26 protein-coding genes are annotated in these 25,468 nt (G+C 29.5%); 23 read left to right on the top strand and 3 right to left on the bottom strand.

Features of this window, described 5'->3' with window-relative positions; all coding sequences use genetic code 11:
* Positions 1 to 104: 104 nt before the first annotated feature.
* The gene (locus tag B2S02_RS11595) at positions 105 to 962 is read right to left on the bottom strand and encodes a fused DSP-PTPase phosphatase/NAD kinase-like protein (RefSeq protein ID WP_346849205.1); all 858 of its coding nucleotides are present in this window, start codon (positions 960 to 962) and stop codon (positions 105 to 107) included.
* Between the two features lie 280 nt (positions 963 to 1,242).
* On the opposite strand from B2S02_RS11595, the gene rlmH reads away from it, so the two are divergent.
* From rlmH to B2S02_RS11485, 22 genes are all read left to right on the top strand, one after another.
* Entirely contained in the window at positions 1,243 to 1,722 is a 480-nt protein-coding gene (rlmH, locus tag B2S02_RS11590; protein WP_035134602.1) for a 23S rRNA (pseudouridine(1915)-N(3))-methyltransferase RlmH, read from the top strand.
* 127 nt (positions 1,723 to 1,849) lie between these two features.
* Entirely contained in the window at positions 1,850 to 2,506 is a 657-nt protein-coding gene (locus tag B2S02_RS11585; protein WP_346920728.1) for an ApaLI family restriction endonuclease, read from the top strand.
* 25 nt (positions 2,507 to 2,531) lie between these two features.
* Positions 2,532 to 3,737, top strand: a complete 1,206-nt coding sequence (locus B2S02_RS11580; RefSeq protein WP_346920727.1) for a site-specific DNA-methyltransferase — start codon at positions 2,532 to 2,534, stop codon at positions 3,735 to 3,737.
* A gap of 90 nt (positions 3,738 to 3,827) precedes the next feature.
* Entirely contained in the window at positions 3,828 to 4,169 is a 342-nt protein-coding gene (locus tag B2S02_RS11575; protein ID WP_346920726.1) for a hypothetical protein, read from the top strand.
* A gap of 5 nt (positions 4,170 to 4,174) precedes the next feature.
* Complete coding sequence (locus B2S02_RS11570) at positions 4,175 to 4,468, top strand: hypothetical protein (RefSeq protein ID WP_346920725.1); 294 nt, start codon at positions 4,175 to 4,177, stop codon at positions 4,466 to 4,468.
* A gap of 60 nt (positions 4,469 to 4,528) precedes the next feature.
* Positions 4,529 to 5,617, top strand: coding sequence for a recombinase family protein (locus B2S02_RS11565; protein ID WP_346920740.1), 1,089 nt, complete (start codon positions 4,529 to 4,531; stop codon positions 5,615 to 5,617).
* Positions 5,618 to 5,688: 71 nt separating this feature from the next.
* Positions 5,689 to 6,606 (top strand): restriction endonuclease, encoded by a 918-nt coding sequence (locus tag B2S02_RS11560; protein WP_346920724.1) that lies wholly within the window; start codon positions 5,689 to 5,691, stop codon positions 6,604 to 6,606.
* A 43-nt stretch (positions 6,607 to 6,649) separates the two neighbouring features.
* Complete coding sequence (locus B2S02_RS11555; protein ID WP_346920723.1) at positions 6,650 to 7,657, top strand: hypothetical protein; 1,008 nt, start codon at positions 6,650 to 6,652, stop codon at positions 7,655 to 7,657.
* Positions 7,658 to 7,800: 143 nt separating this feature from the next.
* Complete coding sequence (locus tag B2S02_RS11550) at positions 7,801 to 8,607, top strand: DUF1189 domain-containing protein (RefSeq protein ID WP_346920722.1); 807 nt, start codon at positions 7,801 to 7,803, stop codon at positions 8,605 to 8,607.
* A gap of 447 nt (positions 8,608 to 9,054) precedes the next feature.
* Entirely contained in the window at positions 9,055 to 11,496 is a 2,442-nt protein-coding gene (locus B2S02_RS11545; RefSeq protein ID WP_346920721.1) for a PEP/pyruvate-binding domain-containing protein, read from the top strand.
* Between the two features lie 351 nt (positions 11,497 to 11,847).
* Positions 11,848 to 12,465, top strand: a complete 618-nt coding sequence (locus tag B2S02_RS11540) for a DUF6273 domain-containing protein (protein ID WP_346848703.1) — start codon at positions 11,848 to 11,850, stop codon at positions 12,463 to 12,465.
* Positions 12,466 to 12,539: 74 nt separating this feature from the next.
* Positions 12,540 to 13,016: a pyridoxamine 5'-phosphate oxidase family protein gene (locus B2S02_RS11535; protein ID WP_346848704.1), complete on the top strand. Its 477-nt coding sequence runs from the start codon at positions 12,540 to 12,542 to the stop codon at positions 13,014 to 13,016.
* A 247-nt stretch (positions 13,017 to 13,263) separates the two neighbouring features.
* Positions 13,264 to 13,494, top strand: a complete 231-nt coding sequence (locus B2S02_RS11530; RefSeq protein ID WP_346848705.1) for a shikimate kinase — start codon at positions 13,264 to 13,266, stop codon at positions 13,492 to 13,494.
* Positions 13,495 to 13,527: 33 nt separating this feature from the next.
* Entirely contained in the window at positions 13,528 to 14,241 is a 714-nt protein-coding gene (locus B2S02_RS11525) for a class I SAM-dependent methyltransferase (RefSeq protein ID WP_346920720.1), read from the top strand.
* Positions 14,242 to 14,349: 108 nt separating this feature from the next.
* A complete protein-coding gene (locus tag B2S02_RS11520) occupies positions 14,350 to 14,583 on the top strand; it encodes a hypothetical protein (RefSeq protein WP_346848707.1) in 234 nt (77 codons plus the stop codon).
* 327 nt (positions 14,584 to 14,910) lie between these two features.
* The gene (locus B2S02_RS11515; protein WP_346848708.1) at positions 14,911 to 15,465 is read left to right on the top strand and encodes a sigma-70 family RNA polymerase sigma factor; all 555 of its coding nucleotides are present in this window, start codon (positions 14,911 to 14,913) and stop codon (positions 15,463 to 15,465) included.
* A complete protein-coding gene (locus B2S02_RS11510) occupies positions 15,458 to 16,903 on the top strand; it encodes a hypothetical protein (protein ID WP_346920719.1) in 1,446 nt (481 codons plus the stop codon). Before B2S02_RS11515 ends, B2S02_RS11510 begins: the two co-directional genes overlap by 8 nt.
* Before the next feature lie 193 nt (positions 16,904 to 17,096).
* Positions 17,097 to 17,600, top strand: a complete 504-nt coding sequence (locus B2S02_RS11505) for a kinase (protein WP_346848710.1) — start codon at positions 17,097 to 17,099, stop codon at positions 17,598 to 17,600.
* A 130-nt stretch (positions 17,601 to 17,730) separates the two neighbouring features.
* Positions 17,731 to 18,348 carry a cyclase family protein gene (locus tag B2S02_RS11500; protein WP_346848711.1) on the top strand — a complete coding sequence of 206 codons (618 nt, stop codon included), beginning with the start codon at positions 17,731 to 17,733 and terminating at the stop codon, positions 18,346 to 18,348.
* A gap of 292 nt (positions 18,349 to 18,640) precedes the next feature.
* The gene (locus B2S02_RS11495) at positions 18,641 to 19,258 is read left to right on the top strand and encodes a hypothetical protein (protein ID WP_346848712.1); all 618 of its coding nucleotides are present in this window, start codon (positions 18,641 to 18,643) and stop codon (positions 19,256 to 19,258) included.
* 356 nt (positions 19,259 to 19,614) lie between these two features.
* Positions 19,615 to 20,409: a class I SAM-dependent methyltransferase gene (locus B2S02_RS11490; RefSeq protein ID WP_346920718.1), complete on the top strand. Its 795-nt coding sequence runs from the start codon at positions 19,615 to 19,617 to the stop codon at positions 20,407 to 20,409.
* A 174-nt stretch (positions 20,410 to 20,583) separates the two neighbouring features.
* Positions 20,584 to 20,934: a DUF2200 domain-containing protein gene (locus tag B2S02_RS11485; RefSeq protein WP_346876287.1), complete on the top strand. Its 351-nt coding sequence runs from the start codon at positions 20,584 to 20,586 to the stop codon at positions 20,932 to 20,934.
* Between the two features lie 153 nt (positions 20,935 to 21,087).
* Here B2S02_RS11485 and B2S02_RS11480 read toward each other — a convergent pair whose 3' ends face one another.
* Positions 21,088 to 22,368, bottom strand: coding sequence for a M28 family metallopeptidase (locus B2S02_RS11480; protein ID WP_346848715.1), 1,281 nt, complete (start codon positions 22,366 to 22,368; stop codon positions 21,088 to 21,090).
* Positions 22,369 to 22,665: 297 nt separating this feature from the next.
* On the opposite strand from B2S02_RS11480, the gene B2S02_RS11475 reads away from it, so the two are divergent.
* A complete protein-coding gene (locus B2S02_RS11475; protein WP_084178197.1) occupies positions 22,666 to 23,478 on the top strand; it encodes a DUF2225 domain-containing protein in 813 nt (270 codons plus the stop codon).
* 140 nt (positions 23,479 to 23,618) lie between these two features.
* Here B2S02_RS11475 and B2S02_RS11470 read toward each other — a convergent pair whose 3' ends face one another.
* Positions 23,619 to 24,941, bottom strand: a complete 1,323-nt coding sequence (locus B2S02_RS11470; protein WP_346848716.1) for a sodium-dependent transporter — start codon at positions 24,939 to 24,941, stop codon at positions 23,619 to 23,621.
* Between the last annotated feature and the right edge of the window lie 527 nt (positions 24,942 to 25,468).

Below are 25,468 nucleotides of genomic sequence, written 5' to 3'. Positions count from 1 at the left end.
AATTTAAAAATAACTCATCATAATTAATATGGTGAGTTATTTTCATAGTAAAATAGATTGCTTTGATAAATTTAATAAAAGTAATGAGATAACAGTTAAAGTTTCTATGAAGTCTGTTTATTAGAGTTAGATTCGCTGGACTTACAATTATTATAAAAATTATTTAAAAAATTATAAACTTCTCCTGAATAAAATTTATCACTAGTATTTTTATCCATCTTGGACAATAAGACTTGGCGAGTAATAATATCATTTAGATTAACTTCTTTACAATTTTTCATAATATCGTACATTATCATAAAAGTCGTAGTTCTTTCAAGTCCTTCATTGCCATGGAAATGAAGCCAGCTGCCTTCAGGTTGATTTTTTACAACTTCCATAAAATAATTTACCATAGCCTCTGTAGGTAAATTTTTATATGTTACAGGAATACGAATATAAGATAATGAATAAGCTTCAGACTGCTCAGTTTCATTTTGAACCTTTGAAGGTATAATTACATCTTTAAAACCCTCTAAAGCAATAGGTTTATTAAGTGGGATAGATTTTAATCTAGAGTTTTCATCAGCAATGATTTCATTTACTGTTAAGCCTCTATTTGCATCGTTGTTAGCATTTTGCCAACTTACAGGAATCCCATCAATAAATCCATGGGATTCTTCTCTTAAGTCAATAATAGTTATAGGCACATTACCTATAGACTTCTTCATTAAAGGAACTCCAGTTTTAGAAAATTGACCACTACCAGAAATATTAAGCTTATCTAGACCAGACAAATTTATATTTTCTGAAGGAGTAATTTTATCTGTGCTCTTTCTAAAATATTTTGGTAATTCAAAAGCAGTTGGAGAATCAACCATTAACTTTACATCTGGAATAGGAGTAGCATAACATACAACATAATTAAAGGATAGAATTATAGTTAAAAAAGCAAATAAATTAATCTTTAAAAATTTTTTCATATTTAGACACCACCTATATAATATTTAATTAGTATCTATTATAATTTTACCTATGACATTCTAAATTATTCATAGTAAAATATAGGTATTATTGGTGTGGTGCTAGTATAGTTTATTGTAAAACTATACAAATAGATTAATATAAAACTATTTAAATATGGAACTATAAAACTAGAAAAATAGTTAACTATTTGTTCTGTTCATGCGGGTTTCAGAGATTTTACTGCTCAAATAGTATTATGAACTTATTAGTTAAATTAAAAAATTAGGAGGATGTTTAGTGAATATAACATTAATAACTGTAGGAAAAATAAAAGAAAAATATTTAAGAGATGCCATAGATGAATATTCTAAAAGATTATCAAGATACTGTAAGCTTGAAATAATAGAACTTCAAGATGAGAAAACACCAGATAATGCATCAGAAAAGGAAGAACTTCAAATAAAGGATAAAGAAGGTCAAAGCATATTATCAAAAATTAAAGATAATGCTTATGTTGTAGCCATGGATTTAAAAGGAAAACAAATTTCATCTGAAGAATTTGCAAATTTCATAGATAACTGTGGATTAGAAGGAAACTCTAATTTAGTTTTTATCATAGGAGGAAGCTTAGGTCTATCAGATCAAGTTATAAAAAGAGCTAATTATAAAATATGTTTTTCTAAAATGACCTTTCCCCATCAATTGTTCAGAGTAATGCTTCTAGAACAGATATATAGGGGATATAGGATAATAAAGGGTGAACCGTACCATAAGTAAATGAGGTTTTTGAAAAAATATGGAAATTAAAGATTGTTTAAGGACTATGTAGAAATTTATTTCAAAAGACAAGCTATATGATATAATAAATTTACAAATAAATTTATATCATATGGGGGATAATATAATGAAAGAATATAGTTCTATAGAAGTAAGAATGAATGAAATAGTTCAGAAATATAAGAAAAACCTTGATAAAAAGATAAATGAGAGAATTGAAGAGATGAAGCAAGATGATAATTCTCATTATATGGTTTATAATATGCTAGGTGTATCAAATGAAGAGGGTGCAATGATTGATTTATATCAAAATAAAGGACGTTTTCTTTATAAATATGCTGGGTCTATGTTGGAAGATGCAGCAATTCTTTGTTTTGAACATAAATTTAGTAATGCAGAAAGCAAAAAGAAAATAGATAATACTATTACAACTAAACCTAAGAGAGTTGAAATTGATTGCTTGGTAGGAGATACTGCTTATGAAATTAAGTGGAGAGATGCTACTACAGATGGAGACCATATAACCAAGGAGCATACAAGAGTAAAAGTAATCCAGGAAAAAGGATATAAACCAGTAAGAATAATGTTTTTTGAACCTAACAGAGGGCAAGCAAAAGAGATTCAAAAAAGATTAAAAGATTTATATACTCAAGTTGAGGGAGAATATTATTCAGGTGAAGAAGCGTGGGAGTATATAAAAAATGAAACTGATATAGATTTAAAAAATATGCTAAATGAAATGATAAGTAAAGAAATTAATGAGAAAGAAATAAGCTATATATAAAAAAGATAAAAAGGTGAGTAAAAATATGATACTTTTAGGAGATTCTTTAGTAAAGTTAAGAGAAATTAGTGAAAAAAGTGTGGATTTAATTTATTTAGACCCTCCATTTTTTACACAAAAAACACAAAAGCAAAAGACTAGGGATAATGAAAAGGAGTATTCTTTTGATGATAAGTGGGATAGTATAGATGAGTATAGATTATATATACAAGAGAGGCTAATAGAGTGTAAAAGAGTTCTAAAAAAAAGCGGAAGTATATTTTTGCATTGTGATAAAGCTGCGTCACATCATTTGAGAATTGCCTTAGATAATGTTTTTGGAGCAAATAATTTCCAAAGTGAAATTATATGGACATATAAAAGGTGGTCTAATTCTAAAAAAGGATTACTTAATAATCATCAAAATATATATTTCTATAGTAAAACAAGTGATTTTAAGTTTAATACAGTATATACAGAATATTCAGAGACTACTAATGTAGATCAAATTTTGCAAGATAGAGTAAGAAATAAGCATGGAAAGTCAGAGTATAAAAAGGATGAAAATGGAGATGTAGTTTTAGGAAAAGCCAAAAAAGGTGTTCCAATGTCTGACATATGGGAAATACCATATTTAAATCCTAAAGCTGCTGAGAGAGTTGGATATCCTACTCAGAAGCCTATACTATTATTAGAAAGAATAATTGATATAGTTACTGATGAAAATGATGTTGTATTAGACCCTTTTATGGGTTCAGGAACAACCCTTGTAGCAGCAAAGTTAAAAAATAGAAATTATATTGGAATAGATAAGTCAGAAGATGCAATACAGCTAGCTAAAAGAAGATTAGATGCTCCTGTAAAGACAGATTCTATATTACTTAAAAAAGGTAGAGAAAGTTATAAGAATTTATCAGAAGATGAATTAAATATACTAAATCAAATTGGAGCAGTTCCAGTACAAAGGAATAAAGGTATTGATGGGTTCTTAAAAGAGTATTACAAAGATAGTCCAGTAGCAGTTAGAATACAAAAAAATAATGAGGATTTAAGTTCAGCAATGAAGTTACTTAAGGCTGCAGGTAAAAAGAAAAGTTGTAAATTGATGATTTTAATAAAAACAATGAATAAAGTTGATAATCAAGAGTCATTAGATATTTCTAATGAGATAGCAGTAACCGACGAAGAAAGTAAAATAATACTAATTGACAGTTATAGAACTCAAATACAAAATTTAATAAATAATCTTTAAGCAAAAATGTAAATATATATAATAATATTGATATAAATAATTGACTCTTACTAAAGATGGTAAGGGTCTTTTTATGTGAGGAGGAATATAATGAAGCGAATTTATTTAAAAGAGCAATTAAAAGAGATACAGGATTATCCTATAGAAGTTATTAATAGTATGGCAGAAATTACAGATGTATTAGATTACAACTATGGAGATGATAGGGATATAGAATCCGATTTAGGAGGATATGTAGTTATAGCAAAAAATATCGTTGATATTGAAATGCTGAAACAAGACAAGCTACAAGATTTAATACCAGAATATACTGATATAATAGAATGCAAGGAAGGAGTTAATTGGACTTCTTCCTTATTTTTGCTTTCAAGTGATTATTCAATAGTAGTAGTGTGTACTCAAGAGATTTCTAAATATTTAATTGAAAGGTGATAATTATGGCTCAAAAGGTAATTAAAAGTACTCAATACTGTAACATAATGAAACAAGGAAAACTTAGAGATAAAGAGTACACCTATTGTATTAAAAAAATTTATGTTAAGGCAATGAGAAGGGAAGAAATAAGATTTAGTCTTTATAAAGATACTGTTAGAGCTGATAATAGGTATATTCCAAGAAGTCTTGATGTAACAAAGGTAGAGTTAATTGAACTAATAAAGAATTCTATTAAAGAAAAAGTATTTTCAGGTGAATTCATTGAATCATTAAAACAAGAAATAAATAAGTTATAAAGTCTTAATTGCTATTGATGGTAGTAATTAAGGCTTTTTCTATGTCTAGAGGAATCAAGAATTATTAAACTAATATTCAGTATGTATGGTAATGAAGGAAAAGGATATAAAGCTATAACTACTAAACTTAATTACTTAGGATATAAGACCAAGAAAGGAAATGATTTTTTAGTAGGTTCAATTAAATATATACTTACTAATCCAGTATACATAGGCAAGATAAGATATAACTTAAGACAAGAATGGAGTGAGAATAGAAGACGTAATATTAACCCAGATCCAATAATAGTAGATGGAATACATGAAGCTATAATTGATATGGCTACATGGGATAGAGTACAAGCTATAATGGAATCAAAGAAAGGTAAGCCTTCAAGAATCTATGATGGAGAGTATCCATTAACAGGAATATTAAAATGTCCAGTGTGTGGTGCTGGAATGGTGATAATGAGAAATGGTAAGAAGAGAAAAGACGGAACTAAAGCAACATACTATGCATGTGGAGCATGGAAAAATAAAGGAACAGTAGTATGTAATAGTAATGCAATAAATCTAGATAAAGCTAATGAGTATGTTTTTGGAAAGTTGTCAGAACTCTTATCTAATGAGAAGATGATAAAGACTATTGTAACAAATATAAATAAACAAAGAAAGGCTAGAGTTGCTCCTGCTAAAAAGGAAACTCAAAGAATTGACAAAGAACTAGAAAAGCTAGATAAGAAGAAGGGAAAAATATTTGAAGCATATGAGGATGAGTTAATCTCTAAAGAAGAATTCTTCAGTAGGAAGGAAGAATTAAATGAAAAAATACAGAGATTACTAGAAGAAAAGGAGCCCTATACAGTAGCATTAAGTGAAGATACAGAACAACAAGTACCGTATGAATTAATAAGGAGTGTACTAGAAAACTTTAATATACTCCTTGCCAATAGTGGTAGTAGAGAAGAAAAGAAATTATTAATTCACATGATAATATCAGAAATAACCATTAACAGACTAAGAGAAATAGATTCAATAAAGCTAAAAATAAATGATAACTTAATAGAATATGTAAGTAAACAAGACGGTGTATCTAAGAAGGGTACCCCTTCTTGTTTTATTTTAAGAAATATTGGAATAAATACTTTAAATTTAGAGATTGCTATATAAGTTAAAATGGTATAATTATCTTATGGAATTTAAATATAATAAATTTAAAAGACTATGGGGAGAGATAGTATATGGCAATACCAACATATGAAAGAATAATGCTTCCATTATTAGAAGTGTTAAGAAATAATGAGATTTATACTAATAATGAATGTATTGAGATATTGGCTAGAAAATTAAATATTACAGAAGAAGAGATGAACTTATGCTTTCCAAGTGGTAAAAAGAGAGTATTTTATGATAGAGTAAATTGGGCTAAAACTTATATGAAGAAAGCTGGACTAGTAGAGGCACCTAAAAGGGGTTTGGTTAGGATTACTAAATTAGGATTAGAATTGTTACAGGAAAATCCAAAGCAGTTAAAATCTAAAGATTTATTAAGATACAATAGTTTCTATGAGTTTGTAAGTTCAAGTAATAGAGACCAAAATCATAGTGAAAATAATGAAGTAGCATTAAATGAAAAAACACCATCAGAAGAAATTGCAAATGCTTTTGAAAATTTAAAGACCTCATTAGCAGATGAAATATTAGAAAAAATCAACTCATGTTCATTTGAATTCTTTGAGAAATTGGTAATAGAGCTATTGATTAAGATGGGATATGGTGGTTCAAGAGAAGAGGCAGGAAGAGCAACTAAGAAAACCGGTGATGAAGGTATAGATGGAATAATTAATGAAGATAGACTTGGTTTAGATAGTATATATATTCAAGCTAAAAGATGGAAAGATACAGTAGTTGGTAGACCAGAAATTCAAAAGTTTTCTGGAGCATTAGATACTCCAGGAGCAAGTAAGGGGATTTTTATAACAACTTCAACTTTTTCTAAAGAAGCTAGAGAGTATGTTAAAGCTATAAATACAAAAAACATAGTTTTAATTGATGGTATGCAGTTGGCACAATATATGATTGAATTCAATGTTGGAGTATCTACGGAAATAATATATGAAGTTAAAAAAATAGATACAGATTATTTTAGTGAAGATTAGGATTTTAGTAAACTAGATTGAGATTATGAGAGGTAACAAATAGTTGATAGTGTATAAAAAAGAAGACGATTTATTAAATAAAGATAGAAAGCGTATTATAAGTACGATTAATGAATTCAGGGATGAATCAAAATGTATGTTTAATGATATAAAATTTAAATGTAATAGTGAGGACAAAAAAGGATTAAAGAAGAACCATTTAATTCAGATGAGAAATTATTTAGATAGCATTGCTTATAACGGTAAAGTTATGATTTGTAATATAGAGGATGAGAATTACTATAGATATGGAAGAAAAATGAGAGAAGTTCATGTGAAAAAAGCTCACAGGTATAAAGTGTTTTGTGAAGTGCATGATAAAAAGTTATTTGACTCTATTGAAAATGGTAAAGAATTTAATATAAATAATAAAGAACAATGTTTTCAATTTGCACTTAGAGCCTTTACTTTTGATTATTCTAGAAATTGTATCAAAAACAATTTTAGTTCAGGAAATAAGTATATAGATAGGGTCGCAGAACTTTCTTTGAATAAAAGTAATAAAGTATTTGAAAGATTTAAACAATGCTATGTAGAAGACGAGTGGTCTGAAATAGAAACATATAGTATTATATTAGATAAAAAAATAAAGTTCATATCATGTTGTTGTTTTTATCCATTTATTGATTTAAAGAGAATATATAAAGGGTATGTAAAGGAGGAAGCTTTCTTTAATATTTTTCCGCAAGGTAATAAAACATATATAGTAATTTCCTATTTTAAAGATAGCAACCATTGCAGAAAGTTATGCAAACAGATAGATGAGTATGCAAAGAAAAATAAATATGAAGTTATAGAGAAGTATTTTAGTAAAATACTTGCATGTCAGGATATAAATTTAACTTTAGGACCACAACTTTGGAATAGCTGGAGTGAAAAAGAACAAGAAGATTTTTATAGATATGCACATAAATTAAAGGCAGCTAGTTATAAAAATTTTAGCTCACTAATGAGTATGCTAGTTTTTAAAAACAATAAATTTCATTTATTTAAAGATTTTAATTATAAATAATAAGATAAAAAAATCTCACTTACTACTGATACGGAGAACCATACCATAAATGATGGAGCTCTTTTCTAATCACAAAGAGGAATTGTCCTAAAATTATCGAATAAATATATAATTAGAACTATTTATATATTTGGGAGGATTTTATGGAAGATAATACAGAAAAAATAAAGTTAAGTTTTTGGAAGAAAATAATAGGTAGCATTCAAGGAATAGCGCATTATGAGAATGTGTTAAAAGAAACTACTGGGAAGGCAGTACTATATTTACTATTAATATCGCTGTTTCTTGGAGCTATTGGATCTATAAGAGGATCTATTGAGGTTAATAATGGCATATCAGAGCTTATACAAATATATAATGACAATTGTCCAAACTTTGAGCTTATAAATGGAGAGTTAAGTGTTGAGGGCAGTATGCCAATGGTTTTATCAGAAGATGAAGATAATTATATTATTATAGACACAACTAACAGCACAAATCCTGATGTTTTAAATTCTCATAATAAAGGTATTTTAATACTAAAAGATAAAATGATTCAAAAAGAGAACGAATTACAAACACAAGTAACCGAATTCAAATCATTACAAGGATTAACCATTAATAAAGATATAATATATAGCTATTTACCTTACGCGAAGATTATTATACCATTTATTTTTATTGTAAGTATTCTTGGATATTTCTTGGGTGGACTCTTAAGTGCTCTATTGTTAGCTCTATTTGCTCTTATAATCAATGGAATTTTTAAAACAAAGTTGAAATATGGACAGTTGTATAGATTAAGCATTTATGCACTAACTACTCCGCTTATAATAAATACAATCTTGAAAATTTTAAGTATAGAACATTTTAGTTTCTATTGGTTAGTATATCATACTATAGCTTATATTTATATTGGCTTTGCACTGAACAAACTAAAAAGTTCTAAGAATAATATTTCATTAGATTAGGTGTATAAATCAAATAAAAAGGTTAATGTCATAAATATTACGGTCAATGGTACCGTAAGTAACCATGACTCTCTATATTATATATGTTTAGGGTATTGAAATTCCCTTTATGATATGCAATGAAAAGTATATTAAGGTTAAAAAATGAAGCTACAGATTGTATAAAAATCTGTAGCTTTTTCTACGTTAATCAGAATTGAAGATATATAGTCCATATTGTAATCGGATTTACATTATAGTTATCTCATAACCAGTCAATATATTATATAGAAAAAACAGTGGTTTATCAATATAATATGTTAAAAAGCTTGAAATAATGAGTGTTAAGTAGATAATATATATGGATCCTATTTGGATGTATTTTGTACATTTGTAATAACTAACCTAAATGAATATAATTAATTTCGTTGGTTAGGAAATTTGTAAATTGAAATTGAGGTGTTGATTATGTTGTCAATGTTAGCAGACTTAAGAGAAAGTGACAAGATACAGTATGGTGCTAAAGCAAGTGCGTTAGGAGAGTTAATAAGAAGCGGAGAAAAGGTTCCAATTGGTTTTGCATTATCTTTAGAATTTTTCATGCGGTTTCTTGAATATAATAATTTTTCCTATAGTGCTGGAGACTATTTAACTTATAATGCAGAAATATGCAAAGTAATATTAAAAGGTTCATTTTCTCCTGATATGGAGAGGGGGTTACTTAAATTTTTTAATTGTATACAAGGCATGGGACTGAAATATGTAGTAAGATCCTCTGCTCTGTGTGAAGACAGCGATAACTATAGCATGGCAGGAATGTTCGATTCATTTATTAAATTGAATACTTTTGAAGAAGTTAAGACTGCAATAAAGAAGTGTTATGCTTCATTGTTTAGTGATAAGGTAATAGCATATTTCATAAAACAAAATTTAAATTTGGATGAGCTAAAAATGTGTATAATAATTCAGCAATTCGTTGAAGGTTGCTATTCTGGAGTAAACTTTTCTGTGGATACTATTGATATGGATGAAGAAGTAATGCATATTAATGCTGTAAAAGGCTTATGCGAAGATTATGTTAACGGTAAAGTAAATTCAGCTTTTTATAAAATCTATAAAAAATGTGGAGCCATACTTGAAGAGAAGCTTCCGAAGGGCAGTAACGTTCTGCCAAAGAATTTAGTAAATGAACTATATGAGTGCACATTAAGAATTGAGAAAACCTTCGGTAAATATCAAGATATCGAATGGACTATCAGAAATAAAGAGATATATATTCTTCAAGCTAGGCCTATAACAACTTTTAAAGAAAAAAAATTTGAAATTATTTGGTCTGATAAAAATGAGGGTAATTATACTTGGCATAGAGAAGGGGAAAAACCTTTGGAATTGTTAATCAATGAGATTAACATAATCCTGGGAGAGGCATTAAATAGAGGATGTTATGACACTGGACTTGAAGAATTTTATACAGAGTACTGTATTCATAATGGATATTGGTATTATCGAGATAAGGAAATGCCAAATCATAAGGTACAAGAGCAAAGCTTTTTAAGTTCATTAAGTAAGTTTTATGTTAAAAATCAAAATATATTCCAAGATGTAGTACTGCCGGAATTATTGATATTGAAAGAGGAACTGGATAAATATTTATTTAGAGACTTGTCTCAAAGGGAAGTAGCAGAGTTCTTGGACAAGTCCTTACAGTACATGGAATACTTAGCAGAAAAGCATCAACCAGTTACTCACGGATGTGATTATTTAGAGGATTTTATGCAATACTGCAGAATAATACAAAATGATCTTAGTGTAGAGGAGTTATATGATTTAGTTTTTAACATCAGTATATTAAATAAAGAACGAGGATTCTATATTGAGATGGCAGATGAGGTGAATTCAAATCTCATATTAAATAAAATCTTTAAAGACTGCAGGCATGATGAACTTTTGTATGCTAGGCTTAAAAATATCCCAGAGAGCAAAAAGCTGCTTAAATTAATAGATGATTATATTGCTTTGTACGGAATTTGTAATTTGGAATGTGATATCAATAGTGACTATCTAGAGCTTATATTAATGGAAGCGCCGTACAAAGTAATAGGACACATTCGTAGATTTCTAAAGTTTAATAGTGACAGCTTTAAAAGGTCTATTGAAAGATCTTTAGAAAATAAAAAAAGGATTAAATCCATTATACTAAGCCAATTAGGAGAAGAAGATTCTCAAGAATTTCTAAGTAAGCTTGAATTAGCAGAAAAAGCATATTTAGCAAGAGATAATCATCATTACTATTTTGAGCGAATGACAAGATCATATCTTCGATTGGCTATTACTGGGGCTGAAAAAGTATTATTAAGAAATAAACAAATTCAGCATAGCGGAGACATGTATTTTCTTACCATAGATGAATTGAAGGAAGGACTAATACAAGGAAGGGATTATAATAAGCTTATTAATGAAAGAAAAGGGTTATTTAATTATCAAAAAAAGCTGTTAGCACCTCCTATTATCGGAAAAGCGCCTGTTGAAAAGGCAGATTATAAAAATCAAAATGATGAAAATGGCATAGGAAAATTACGTGAACAGGATATTATTTTAAAAGGGATTCCAGGCCTAAGAAAAAAGGTTAAAGGAAAGGTTAAAATCGGATTGCCTGTTTATTTAAATGAAGATAGCATTTTAGTACTTCCATTCACAAGATGCGGAGAACTTGAGCCCATAGTTGGCCATGTAATAGGCATAGTTGTAGAAGTAGGGTCGCCTTTTGAGCATATAGGAATCCTTGCTAGGGAGCTGAATATACCAGTGCTATATAATGTAGAAAATGCAATGAGCATCTTTAGGGATGGAGATGAAGTTCAGTTAGATGGTTTTACAGGTGAAGTTAAAATCATAAAATCCGAGCTGTAGAAGTAAATTAATTATTAACATAGTTGAGAAATTTTTCTATTTAAATGATTTACCAAATCATTTATGTGAGATATAATAATTATTAATCAATTCTTAGAAAATATAAATTAATTAAAAAATGAGTTAACTCAAGCGATAAATATGATAATGATTGGATTCCCAACGTTGAACATCGTGGAAACGATTGCGGGGAAAGGATTTGAAGAAACGTTGAATTTTTATAATTTTGCATAAAAGGAAGGTAAAATGGAAGATTTACAGCTTGATTTACTGTTTCCAATTAAGGAGAAGGCTTAAGAATAAGTTCTAAGGGTAAGGCAGATTAACTATTACAAAGAAAGAGGTGCTTAAATGGAAGATATTAAAATCGACTCAGCATTATCATTGGTCGGTTATAATTGGCGTGTGCTTGACATACAAAACAATACGGCTTTGATTATAACCGAAGATATTATAGAACAACGCCCTTACCATGATGCTTATAAAGATATAACATGGGCTGACTGCGCGTTAAGAAAATATCTTAATGGTGAATTTTATGACAAATTCAACGCAACTGATAAATCAAGGATAATTCCGGTAATAAATAAAAATCTTGATAATCAGTGGTATGGTTCAAAGGGCGGAGCAGATACGGAAGACAGTATATTTTTATTAAGCATTGAGGAAGTGTGCAAATATTTTGGTGATAGCACTTCAAAACTGTATAACCGAGGGAAAAATCAAAGATATTGGTTTCAAAGAAAAGATGAAAACAACAGTAAGCGAATAGCAAAACTTCTGGGTAAAGAAGGGAGTTGGTGGTGGTGGCTTCGATCACCCGGTCGCGTTAATGTAAAAGCCGTGTACATCTTCGGGACTGACGGTAATATAGGTATACAAGGCAACAATATATTGAAAGGTAACATCAGTGATGGCAAATGTACAGGCGGTGTTCGTCCTGCTTTGTGGCTAAAGCTTGAATTGTAAATCTTGGGTAACTTTTAAAGTGGCTTTACTATAATTACAGCATAGAATAATTAAATTTAAAGGAGAATTAAAAAATGAGCAAGTATGAAAATGCAATGAAACTTATGGAGGAACGTTGTGGAAATGGCAAAGAGGAAGTTATTGCCCTTGCGACAATATCACTATCCTCAAGCGCTGCCGGTAATCCTCGTCCTGCTGTCCGTATGGTATGCGCTTATTATGAAGACGGTGTATTTTATGTTTCTACGGATGCAAAAAAAAGTAAAATGCTACAAATTGAGAAGAACAACCAGGTTTCTGTCTGTGGGTTAGATTGGTATGCGTTCCAAGGTACGGCTGAAAATCTCGGTTGGGTCAAGGACGAGAAGAATGCGGAAATCAGAGCGAAATTCAAAAAAACTTTCGATTGGTTCGATGAAGTTGGCGACGAAGACAATCCTAACTCAATCGTTCTGCGTATCTCTCTCACAGAGGGTACGATTACTGACAATGAAAAAAAATACGGTGAACATCAGTATGAAATTGATTTTATCAATAAAACGGCGAAATAAATCCGTAAAGAATAAGCAGTTTCTAACTTGAGATCAAAAAAATTACACTACCTGATTATAAATATTCAATTAAGACCAAGTGTGGTTTATAGCTTTAGGCATTGATACGAATGCCTAAGGCTATTTTTGCAAGTGGAAATAACGTATCCTAAGTAATACTAATTTACAAAATATGTTACAATTAAAGAGGAAGAATAATTTTTATATGTAAGACAAATAAGAATCTTGTGTTAAGGAGGTAAAATAAATGGCAAGAGGAATTATTATTTTTGGTTCATCTGGCTCTGGAAAAACAACATTAGGAAAATTGGTTGCAGAAAAACTTAAATTCCCTTATTTTGATATAGATGATTATATTTATGCACAATGGGCTAATACGTTACCTTGTAAAGTACTTCTGCTAAATGGAGATGAGGACTTAAATAAGAATGTTCAAATAATAGTACATGAATATTTGAAACAAAATTCTCAAGGATAAATTTATGAAGATGGTAGAAAAAGGAGTGGTAATGTGCGAATTATTAAAGAGAACCTTAGCAAGTTTTATGGAGGAAAGATTTTAGATGTAGGAACAGGACGAGGAGATTTCATCAAACTTTTGACTGAAAATCTTAAGGGGTATAATAAGATTATTGGAATTGATAGCCATGAAGAAATATTGGATGCAACTAGGGAAAAGCTTCATACAAAGAATGTTGAGTTAATTAAAATGGATGGAGAAAATATGGATTTTGAAGATGAAAGCTTTGATGCAGTTTGTCTATCAAATACTCTACATCATTTATCAGATAAAACAAAGGTAATTGAAGAAATGAAGCGGGTATTAAAGACTAACGGGATTTTTATTATAAATGAGATGTTCTGTGATCATCAGAACGAAGCTCAGATGTCACATGTTTATGTACATCATATAGGTGCAGATATTGATATGATTACTAACCGAATGAATCATAATTACACCTATAGAAGAGAAGAAATAAAGGAAATTATAAGATCACAGGGCATTAAAATTCTTGATGCTTTCGAATTTAAATATAGTGATGAGATTAATACAAATATAGATGAGTTTGAAGAAATATACACTGCTGTTGGGAAAAGGATAGAAAATATAAAGCAGTCATCAAGGTATGAAGAAATAAAGAAACATTTTGAAGACCTGAAGGAATGGATGAACAAGTATGGTTTAGCAGGAGCCACTCAATTAATGATTATTGGAAAAAAATAGACGGATATGAACTTACCCCTTCGTTACAAAAAGCGCTACTATTAAAGGAATATAATCATATTGTTAAATTGATTTAGAAATTTAGATTGAGGAGGCAGATATATAGAAATGAAACACATAATTCAAATAATATTTACAGTTATAGTGGTGTGTACTATTGTTATTACAGCAATAAAAGTGATGAAGAAAAACCATAAGGAAACTTATATGTCTGAAGGTATGATCCTTGGATTTGTAATCGGCGCTATTTCTAGTTATTATATAATGAATGCACTTATATGTACGCCTATAGGAATGTTTTTGGGTATTGAAGTTGGAAAAAATATAAGAAGAACTAGTTAGAATGATATTTCATTAAAGAAATTATATTAGGAGTGTTGTTAAGAACCATACCGTAAGTGATGCTCCAGATCTTTAATTTGGTTAGCAGAACTTATACACTGTATAAATAAATGTGAAAAATAGCTTTAGCCTTTGATATAAATTGGCTAAAGCTATTTTTTATGACTAAATGCTTTATCATAAGTAATATTAAATGAGAAATGTAATAAACGGTTATGTAATAATTATAGTAAATCAGAAAAAAACTTTTAATATAAAAATGTCGCAAATTTAAGTTTCATTCGTTATATTAGTTGAGAGTACTCTTAAAGGATAAGGAGTGATTAAGTGAAAGCTTCGTCAGATGAAAATTTTCAAAATAATATGTTAGAACAGCTTTATGATTCTTACGAATATAAAATGTATGGCATTGCATATTCAATTTTAAATAATGAAGGTCAAGCAGAAGATGCAGTTCAGGACGCATTTATAAAGTTAATTCCACACCTTGAAGATATTAATAGTGTAGCAAGTGTAGAGACAAAACGATTAATAACATACACAATAAAAAATGTTGCAATTGATATATATCGTAGGAATAGGAAAGAATCTGAACTATTTGCTAAAGGCGTAGACGAGCCAGTGATAAATGAAAATCAACAAGGAATTGCTTATGTAAAAACAATAGAAGATAGACAAATCGTAGTACAATTACTTTCTAGTTTACCACCAAAATACCGTGAGATAATTAGGTATCGTTGTTATTACGAACTTAGTTATAAGGAAATATCACTATTATTAAATATCAGTGAAAAGGCAGCAGCTAAAAGATATGAACGTGGAAGAAAGTTGCTAAAAGAACTGATGGAAAAAGAAATGATAGGAGATGAATTGTATGGATAATAAAATTGATATTGATAGAATGGCGTATCTTATAGGTGAAGAAGATGCTATGGAAGAATTGGATAAATTTACAGAACCACATGGGTTCTCAAAAAAGTATGAAGGTGAGAAGATGAAAATGATTAAAAAGGTAAAAAATATAGAGCCTATTCCTATATCAAATAGAAAGAGGAAAGGAATGACAAAGAAAAAGACTATAGTACTTATTGCAGCCATTACAGCAACTTTAGCATTATCTGTAACAGCCTATGGAATAAACAAAGGAATTATATTTACTACAAGTAGGAACGAAGAAACAGGAATTACTACTGTTGAGGCACAATCAGAAGTTCCTATCAAAGGAATACCACTAATAAATATAACTCCAGGCTATCTTCCAGATGGATATGAGCAATATGTAGGAGACAATTCGAAGTATTTCCTTAATGGTGACGCTTCTGCAGGAGGTGGTGAGATATTAATATATCAATCCGATTATGTTTATCAACCACCAAAATATAAAAGTATAGAAGAAACCACTATTGGTGGTGTAAAAGCACTGATTACAACATACGAAGATGGAGACAGTACTATTGATTTATGTTATGAAGAAGATGGACAAATTATTAGAGTTGGCGGACTTAATGGTATTTCTTTAGAAGAACTTAAAAAGGTAGCAGAAAACATTAAATATGAAGTAATTCCAGGAAAATTCATGGTTCAATATAATCCAGTTACTGGTGAAACCATTGATATAACAGGAGACACTACTGACCTACCAATTCCTGCTGATGGAATATGTGCTATAGGACAAGAAATAACTGGTAAAAAGTCTGCTAATGGTGAGCTAAGTTATATTGTAAAAGACGCTGAAATTATGGATAAATTACCTACATTAGATAAAAGTAAGTTCTATAACTATGATGAGTATTCTAAAATGATAAATGAAGACGGAACATTAAAGGATTATAAAAGAGTTTCTGTTAAATGGGAAAGCAATGAAATGAAAAATGTTACTGAAACAGCAAAATTAAAGTTTGCTTACGTAACTGTAATCATGACAAATCATTCTGATACAAAGTTAATAAACGAAATTATTGATCCAAAAGTTGAGCTTAGGACTAAAGCAGCAAATGGCACCCTTGAAGCTTTTACTAATAATAGTGATTTTATTAGTGATCTTGCAGCAGTTAGAGAACCAATATATTTTGATAAATTTAAGAATGAAGAAACTAAAGAATCAGAAATTGATCAAACAGAGCTTGATAAATTAGGCTTTAAAAATTATGCAGAGTATATATCTTTTTATGAAGGAATGGAATTTATGCTGTGTGATTTTGAACCACATGAAACTAAAGAAGCACATTTTATTTATGTAGTAGACGCTGATCATATTGATGATGCTTACATTCATATGCCTGTTGGTACTCCTCTTGGAAATTATGTTAAGCTAAAGTAATTAAATTAAAATCTATGAGGGCTATCTTAAAAAACTTTGAGATAGTCCTTATCATAAGTAGTATGAAAAATTATTTTAATATACAATTTTCAATAAAATGGTATAATTAATAGTAAATAATGTTTATACAATCTGTATTTTTAATATATAGTATAAAATGTTAGTTTAATCAACTTGAAAAGGCATGTAATAGATGGATAAAGAGGTTAAGTTAATAATACTAAGAGGCAATTCAGGAAGTGGTAAAACTACAACAGCAAAGGCATTACAAAAGAAATTTGGGCATGGTACCATGTTAATATCACAGGATGTTGTTAGAAGAGAAATGTTGTTTGTGAAAGATGGCCCTGACACAGAAGCAATTAAATTATTAAATGAACTTGTACTATATGGGAAAAAGCATTGCAATATTGTAATTTTAGAAGGTATTTTAAATTCAATGTGGTATAGAAAACTATTTGAAAATTTACATAATGAGTTTGATAATCAAATTTTTGCATATTACTTTAATATACCTTTTGAAGAAACTTTAAATCGTCATAAACAAAAACCTAATGCACATGAATTTGGGGAAAAAGAAATGAGAAAATGGTGGAATGAAAAAGATTTAATAGGTATGATTCCAGAGGTATGTATACATAAAGAATTAAGCTTAAATGAAATAGTGAATATTATCTATCAGGATGTTGTAAAGTGAAGGCTATAATTTTAAACTCCGCACCAGGCGTTGGAAAGACTACCTTATTGATGCTACACAAAGAGGAGTTGAAGAGATTAGAGATTTGTTTGTAGATTCTATATTAGCAATTTTAAAGGGGAATAGATAGATGGCTAAATATATTGATTTAAGTTATACCATAGAAAATGGACTAAGTACTCATCCTTACGATGAAGAGCTAAAGTTATATCAAAATAGATTTTTGGTTAAAGACAAATACAATGACACGAAACTAGAAACTGGTATGCATGTTGGAACTCATATTGATGTTGTCAGCCACATGTTAGATAGTAATGTTTTAATAGATGATTATCCAGTAGATAAGTTTATTGGAAAAGGATGTTTACTTGATGTTAGAAACCAAGATGTTATTAAAATGAAAAAGATGTATTTAGATATTGTAGAAAAGGATAGCATAGTGATTCTATATACCGGCTTTGAAAACCAATTTGGATGCGATGATTACTTTACTAATCACCCAATAGTGGAAAAAGAGTTAGCTGAATTTTTTATAGATAGAAATATTAAGATGATTGGCATGGACTTGCCATCTCCAGATAAATACCCTTTTCAAGTTCATAAAATGCTACTAGAAAAAGATATTCTTATTATTGAAAATATGAAAAATCTCGGGAGTTTATTGAATGTAGGTGAATTTGAGATTATTGCATTGCCACTTAAAATAAAAGCGGAAGCATCCCCTGTGAGAGTTGTAGCTAGGATTTAAATTTAAGAATACTAATTCAAAAAATTGATAGTACAACGATATTGAGAACTCTACTATAAATAAGAAAAATAGTATTAATATGCTATGGTTACAAAATGTTAAGGAAAATAATCTGTTTCTGCATCAAAACCAATTAGCTGAAGAAGTTATGGAGGAATTTATGCTTTTATAGATTAGATGAGGTCGTATTATATATATGATTTCATCATATATAGTTTTATCCTATAATGCTTTGGAATTATAGGATTTTTTGTGTAAAATGTAGACATAACAGTAGATAGGAAGTGAGAAAATGAACCATAAAATACAAAGAATTAATAGCTATGGAGATGATAGGTTTGATAAAACTATTTTAAATCAACATGGTGCCTTTATTGTTGATGAAAAGTATAAATGTAGTTTTAAGATAATAAATAAAGATTCTGCTATTGTATTATTTGATAAGGAAGTTGATATATTTCAATTGATAAATGAATTTAGATTTTATTCTGAACACATTATTAATTTCTATGAGGAAAATATGGAATTAATAAAAGCTTTTACCCCCAATAATATATTTCACATAACTATTAAGGATATTCAGCCTTCACAGTTTTTCGTTGATATAGACAAAGTTAAAGCCATAGAGTCTTTCATAAAAAGTGAAGAAGATATTATCATTCCTCTAACAAAAATCAATGATTCTTTTATATCTTTGGATGGACATACTAGACTTTATTATGCAGTAAGTAAGGGATATTCTAAGGTAAAAGGCTATTTGACAGAATCAGGTGATTACCTAGAGGGCTTTGTAGAAGAAGCAAGGAAAAGAAAAATCTATTCCCCATATGACCTTAAGTTAATATCCCATGAAGAATATAAGTTAAAGTGGGATAAGTTTTGTGATGATTTTTTTAGTGAGAGGGAATAAAAGATTGAAAGCTTTACTGCATTGAATAGTAGTTAAAAATAGAGCAACTAATTAATACAGAATAGATGTTATAATTCTATATAATATTATGTTATAAATTGTTTGTAATAACATAATTTACATGATAAAATTTATATAAACAACTTGAATTACAGAAAATTAAAACTTCAAAATTATTTATAGTATTTAGAAGAGGTGGGACTCATTATGAGAAACAAACTAGGTAATTACTCAGTGCAGTTAATATAATCTGATAGCAGATTGTGCTGAGGTAATAAGATATTTGTTATCAGTTAACTGCATTACTTTTCAAATTAAATTATCATATTTGGTATATTATGAAAAGGAGTAGTTAAATGAATAGAGGAGAGTTTAAAAACTATTTAAAAAGTGAGGAAAAGAAAGGTTTTAAGGGATGGGATTTCTCATATCTTGATGGTAGATGGGATGGAGAACATATACCATGGGATTATAAAAAAATCTTATTATCTTATTTAAAAGCAGAGCATAAGCTTTTAGATATGGGAACAGGAGGAGGAGAATTCCTACTTACTTTGGACCATCCAGTTTATAACACGGCTGTAACAGAGGCATATCCACCTAATGTTGTAATTTGTCAGGAGAAACTAAAGCCACTTGGTATAACAGTTAGGCAGGTATTTGATGACGCAGTATTGCCCTTTGAAGATGATTCTTTCGATATAATAATTAATAGGCATGAATCCTATGATATTAGTGAAGTTAACCGGATCTTAAAGACAGGTGGGCATTTTATTACTCAACAAGTAGGTGTAAAAAATAATGTTGATTTATCAGAAAAGTTAATCAATAATTTTAAGCCATCATATCCTCCTCATGACTTGAAGCATAATATTAAAGCTTTTAAAGATAACGGATTTGAAATTCTTAAGTCAGAAGAGGCTTTTACTCCTATATGTTTTTATGATACAGGAGCGTTGGTATACTTTGCAAAGATAATAGAATGGGAGTTTCCTAGTTTTTCCGTTGATACTTGTTTTGAAAACTTATGTAAAGTAGAGAGAGAACTCAATGAAATTGGGTATATAGAAGGAACAGAGCATAGATTTCTTATTGTTGCTAAGAAGTTATCAACATCTAATGAGACAGGAAATTTTAGATATAATTATTAGAATAAGATGAGTTATAGATTTTGAACTTGGGTGTGATAGGATAAATTGTACCATAAATAAATGCTAAATTTACGAAAGTCAGTAATAAATGATGTAAAAATGTAACTCCAATCTTTTAATAGGTTGGAGTTTTTTGTGATATAATATAAAAAATTATATAAGGGAGTATGCGATATGAGTAAACATAATATCTATACAATGAGTGTAGCAAAAATCTATCCTCTTTTGGTTACAAAAGGGGAGAAAAAGGGACGTACTAAAGCAGAAGTAGATGAAATCATCCGTTGGCTCACAGGATATAGCCAGGAAGAGTTAGAAGCTCAATTGGAAAAACAGATAGCCTATGAGACCTTCTTTATGGAAGCTCCTAAGCTGAACCCAGAAAGGGTTTTAATTAAAGGTGTGGTTTGTGGTGTACGAGTGGAAAATATTGAAGAACCAATTATGAAGGAAATTCGCTATCTGGATAAGCTCATCGATGAGTTAGCAAAAGGAAAATCCATGGATAAGATTTTGAGGAAATAATGATTAAAGTGAAAACAAAAAATACTAATGATATTTTGTAGAACGTGATGGATGAGATTGCCTCGTTATTTACGCGGGGTGAAGAATATCACAAGTAACATAAATTATATAAATAAAGAAGCTTACATCTCGTGATGTAAGCTTTTTTCCCTATTATTTCTTTTCAGATGTTTCTTCTTTTTTAGGGTCTTTATCAAAGTATTCATCTAATTTCTTTCTCATGTTCTCTGGAACCTTTTTCTCTATTGGGAAGGCTACTGAATTTATAACTGATTCACTGAATTCTTTAGTTATAATAGTAGTCAATTCTAAGGCTTCAGCACTTAAATATTCCATAACATCATTTCTTGTGTGGATGAAAGCTCCACCCTGTGGTGCAAAACGACAGAAGGTAAGAGATGGAATTCCTTCATCAGCAAAGGCTGTAGAATCACTTGAGTATATGTCTTGTTCTACTTTAAGTGGGAAACCTTTAATCTTAGCCATTTGATCAATATAATCAACTAAACTTTGCTCTGCAGTAACTAGAGCCATTTCTTTTCCAAGAATAGAGCCAGCCACGTCTACGTTAATCATTAGAAGGTGTTTCTTAAGCTCTTCCTCATGGTCTTTTAAGTAAGCTTTACTTCCAAGAAGCCCAACTTCTTCAGAGCCATACCACATAAATTTTACAGTTCTCATTGGTGGATTTTCTTTAAAGTGTCTTAGAAGTTCCATTATAATAACTGAACCAGCTCCGTTGTCATATACTCCAGTACTGTAAGGAACACTGTCATAATGAGCACCGAAGGAGATTATCTCTTCAGGGTATTTAGTACCTTCTAAAGTTACCACCACATTTTGAGAAGTTAGATCTACATCTTCCATGATTAGCTCTACATGGATTTTAGAAGCTTTGTTCTTAACCATATGGAAGCAATCTTTCATACGCATGTTAATTGTAGGTATTCTTCCATGCTGTGTATTCTTTTCACGGATTCTAGCTATAGAAATATCAGTTTTATCGTCTTCATCCATGGCAGTACCAGACATAGTTATATATCCAGCAATACCAGCATCCATAAGTTTCTTATAAAGTTTGGGATTTGGACGAGTATTTATTAGTACAAATTTTCCTTTAAGATCAACTAAATTTACATCCAAACCATCTTCAATGTATACAAAATCTGCAGTTATTCCACCTTCAGATGTACCAATTGAGCAGTTATATGGTGCAATCTCATATTCTTTTTCAAAGGGCTCTACAACCTTTAGTGTAGCTTTTTTAATTACAGAGCTAGGAGCTTTGAAAGACTCTAAGTGTCCTTCACAGCCAATTGAGGATATTTCCTCTAATAAAATGTTAGCAGCTTTTAACTCTTCCTCTGAGCCACTGGTTCTTACAAAACCGATTTTCTTTAGTAGTTCAAATTCTCTTTCAGCATTAATCTTCATTATATTCCCCCCTTATTTGTCCATCTAAATATATTATACTAGAGTTGTATGAAAATTGAAAATATAAATGCAGATATATAGTTGAAGAGGGGAAAGCCTAACCTATTGAACCTAATGTGATTAGAAACACCTGCTAAATCCATGATAAATTGAAATAAACCTTTATTTTCTTATATAAGTTTGATATAATATGAAGTTATGTTAGTAGAATTACATATATTTAAATACACTTGTTAGTATAGAATGCTATAGCGTATGATAAATGAAGAACATTACTAAAGTAGGGGGCAACTTAGTATGATTAAAATTTTTTCTTCGTTAAAAGGCTTAGGACTTAATTATGAAGACGATATAGAGTTATATACAAAAAAAGAAGATAAATACGATGAAGAAACAAAGGATAAAAAATCAACAAAAATTGATATTAATACATTACTTTATGATAAGAAGGTTACTTGTCCAGTTTGTTTAAAAGCTTTTACATGTAGAGTTGTAAAGGCGTATGTTCCTAAAGTAAAATCAAAAGATACAGATGCTTTTATAAGATATGAGGGGGTAAATCCATACTTTTATGAAGTATTGGTATGTCCAACATGTGGATATGCAGCATTAAAAAGTGATTTTCAGAAAATACAATCCTATAAACGTGAAGTTATACTTGTAAAGATAGGCAATCAATGGCAAGGTAAAGAATATCCTCAAGTTTATAATGAAGAAATCGCAATTGAACGTTATAAACTTGCATTACTAAATGCAGTGCTAGGAGAATTTAAAGATAGTACAAAGGCAATGCTTTGCTTGAAAATTGCATGGATGTATAGACTTCTAGAAAATAAAGAAGATGAGAAGGCATTTTTAGAAAGAGCACTTCAAGGATTTGTTATTGCTTATGAAAATGAACGAACTCCAATATACGGATTAAATATTTATTCTTTACAATATATTATAGGTGAGTTATATAGAAGAATAGGGGATTATACAAATGCTAAACTATGGTTAGGAAGAGTAATCGTAAGCAAGACGGATCAAAAAATAAAAGATAAAGCTAGAGACATGAGAGATTTAGCAAAAGATCTAGAGATAAAAGCAAATGAAGCTACTTGTGAATAGAGATATATGATTGTATATTAATGAGGTATTTAAAAGACTTGTGGTCATCTACTATTAAGTATATAAATTTTAGCTAAGATTATAATAAAGCCTATAGTTTTCTTTAATAAAATAAACTATAGGCTTTATTATATTATATATTAACCAATACCACCGTATATTAATCCTAAAATTATTACAATAATAGTTGTTGGCACAAAAACATATTTTCCAAAATTCATAAACCATATACCAATTTTACATTTTGAACCTAAATTTAACTGAGATAGAGTCTCATCTCTATCAAGTATGTAGAAGAATATAACAGCAGTAATTAATGCCCCCAATGGAGATAGAACTATGGTAATAAAGTTTGTGAAGTTGTTAAATAAAGAACTACTTAAACTTAATGGTATAGCTAGTATAAAAGCCGATATAGCTGTAATATAAGTGGTTTTCTTTCTACTCCACTTAGTTAAATTCATAATTGCTTCTACAGGTCCCTCTAACATAGCTATGGAAGATGAAATAGAAGCAAAAATAATACTTAAGAAAAATAAAGAACTTAGTACTTGTCCTAATTTCATAGTCTTGAATATACTTGGTACAGTTACAAATAGTAAAGCAGGTCCAGAGGTAGGGTTTAGATCTAAAGCAAATACTGCAGGCATTATTACAAAGGCAGCAAGTATAGCTGCAAGAGTATCAAACAATGCTGTAGATATAGCACAATTAGGTATATCAAAATTTTCGTCTGTATAGCTACCACACATAACCATACAACATCCTGTTAAGGATACAGTGAAAAAGGCTTGTCCTAGAGCCATAACCCAAGTACTTGGATTTAAAAGGTAGGACCAATCAGGAGTAAGGAGATACTTCACACCCTCTATCGAATTGGGTAGGCTTAATGATTTGGCAATTAGAAGTATAAATATAATAAATAACAAAGGTATAATGATTTTATTTATTTTTTCTATACCCTTAGAAATCCCAAAACTAACTATTACTAAAGTTATAAGAACAGCTAAACCATGCCAAAATACTGTAATATTACTATTTATAAAAGTAGTGAAGTAAGACTCTATATTTATAGTTAATATCTCACCAGTTAAACTTATGAAAAAGTATTTTAATACCCAACCAATAACAACTGTATAGAACATAAATATACCAGTTAGTCCTAAGGTTGGAATTATAGATATAATAGAGCCATGTTTAATATTTCTTTCTTTAAATATCTTTTGAAGAGCACCCATTGACCCTGTTCTAAACTGCCTACCAAAGGAAAACTCAGCAATTAACCCAACTGTTCCTAGTAGTGCTACGAAAATAAAATAAGGTATTAGGAATGCAGCCCCACCATTCTCACCTAATCTATAAGGGAACATCCATATGTTTCCTAACCCAACGGCAGCACCAACACATGAAAGAATGAAACCAAAGTTACTAGAGAATTTTTCTCTTTTTTTAGTATTTTGCAATTTTAATTACCTCCTAGAAATATGATATAAAATATTTATAATAATAAAAAAGACTCATAGATTACACTATGAGACCCTTAACCTAGGATATAAAAAGGCCTCATAGTTTATCTATGAGGCTAAATTTATTGCAACATAAACTCTTTAGCTATCATAGATACAAAACACTCCATTGGTGTGGTTTGTATCTATGATAATTGATATATAGACACAAACCTATCTAAAAAAGCTAAAGAAAGAGTTATTATTTAATTTTGAAATTGATAGGTTCGTTTTTAAATTCATAATCTTATCTCCTAATACGATATTTTATGTTATGTATCATATCATTGAAAAATATAGAAGTCAATAGATAGATACAGAATATATATTACTATAGTTATACCTATGAATAAAATATAGAAGAGTAGAGTTAAAAATGATATAATAAATTATATGGGAATATAGTAATTATTTACAAAAATGTTATAACAATTTTATTATAGAGTGGGAAGTAGGATTATAGTCAATATGAGAAATTAAAGGAG

Source organism: Clostridium sp. UBA7339, from assembly GCF_002470865.1.
Taxonomy (GTDB): Bacteria; Bacillota; Clostridia; order Clostridiales; family Clostridiaceae; genus Clostridium_J; species Clostridium_J sulfidigenes.
This window is presented reverse-complemented; position numbering and strand designations above follow the sequence as displayed.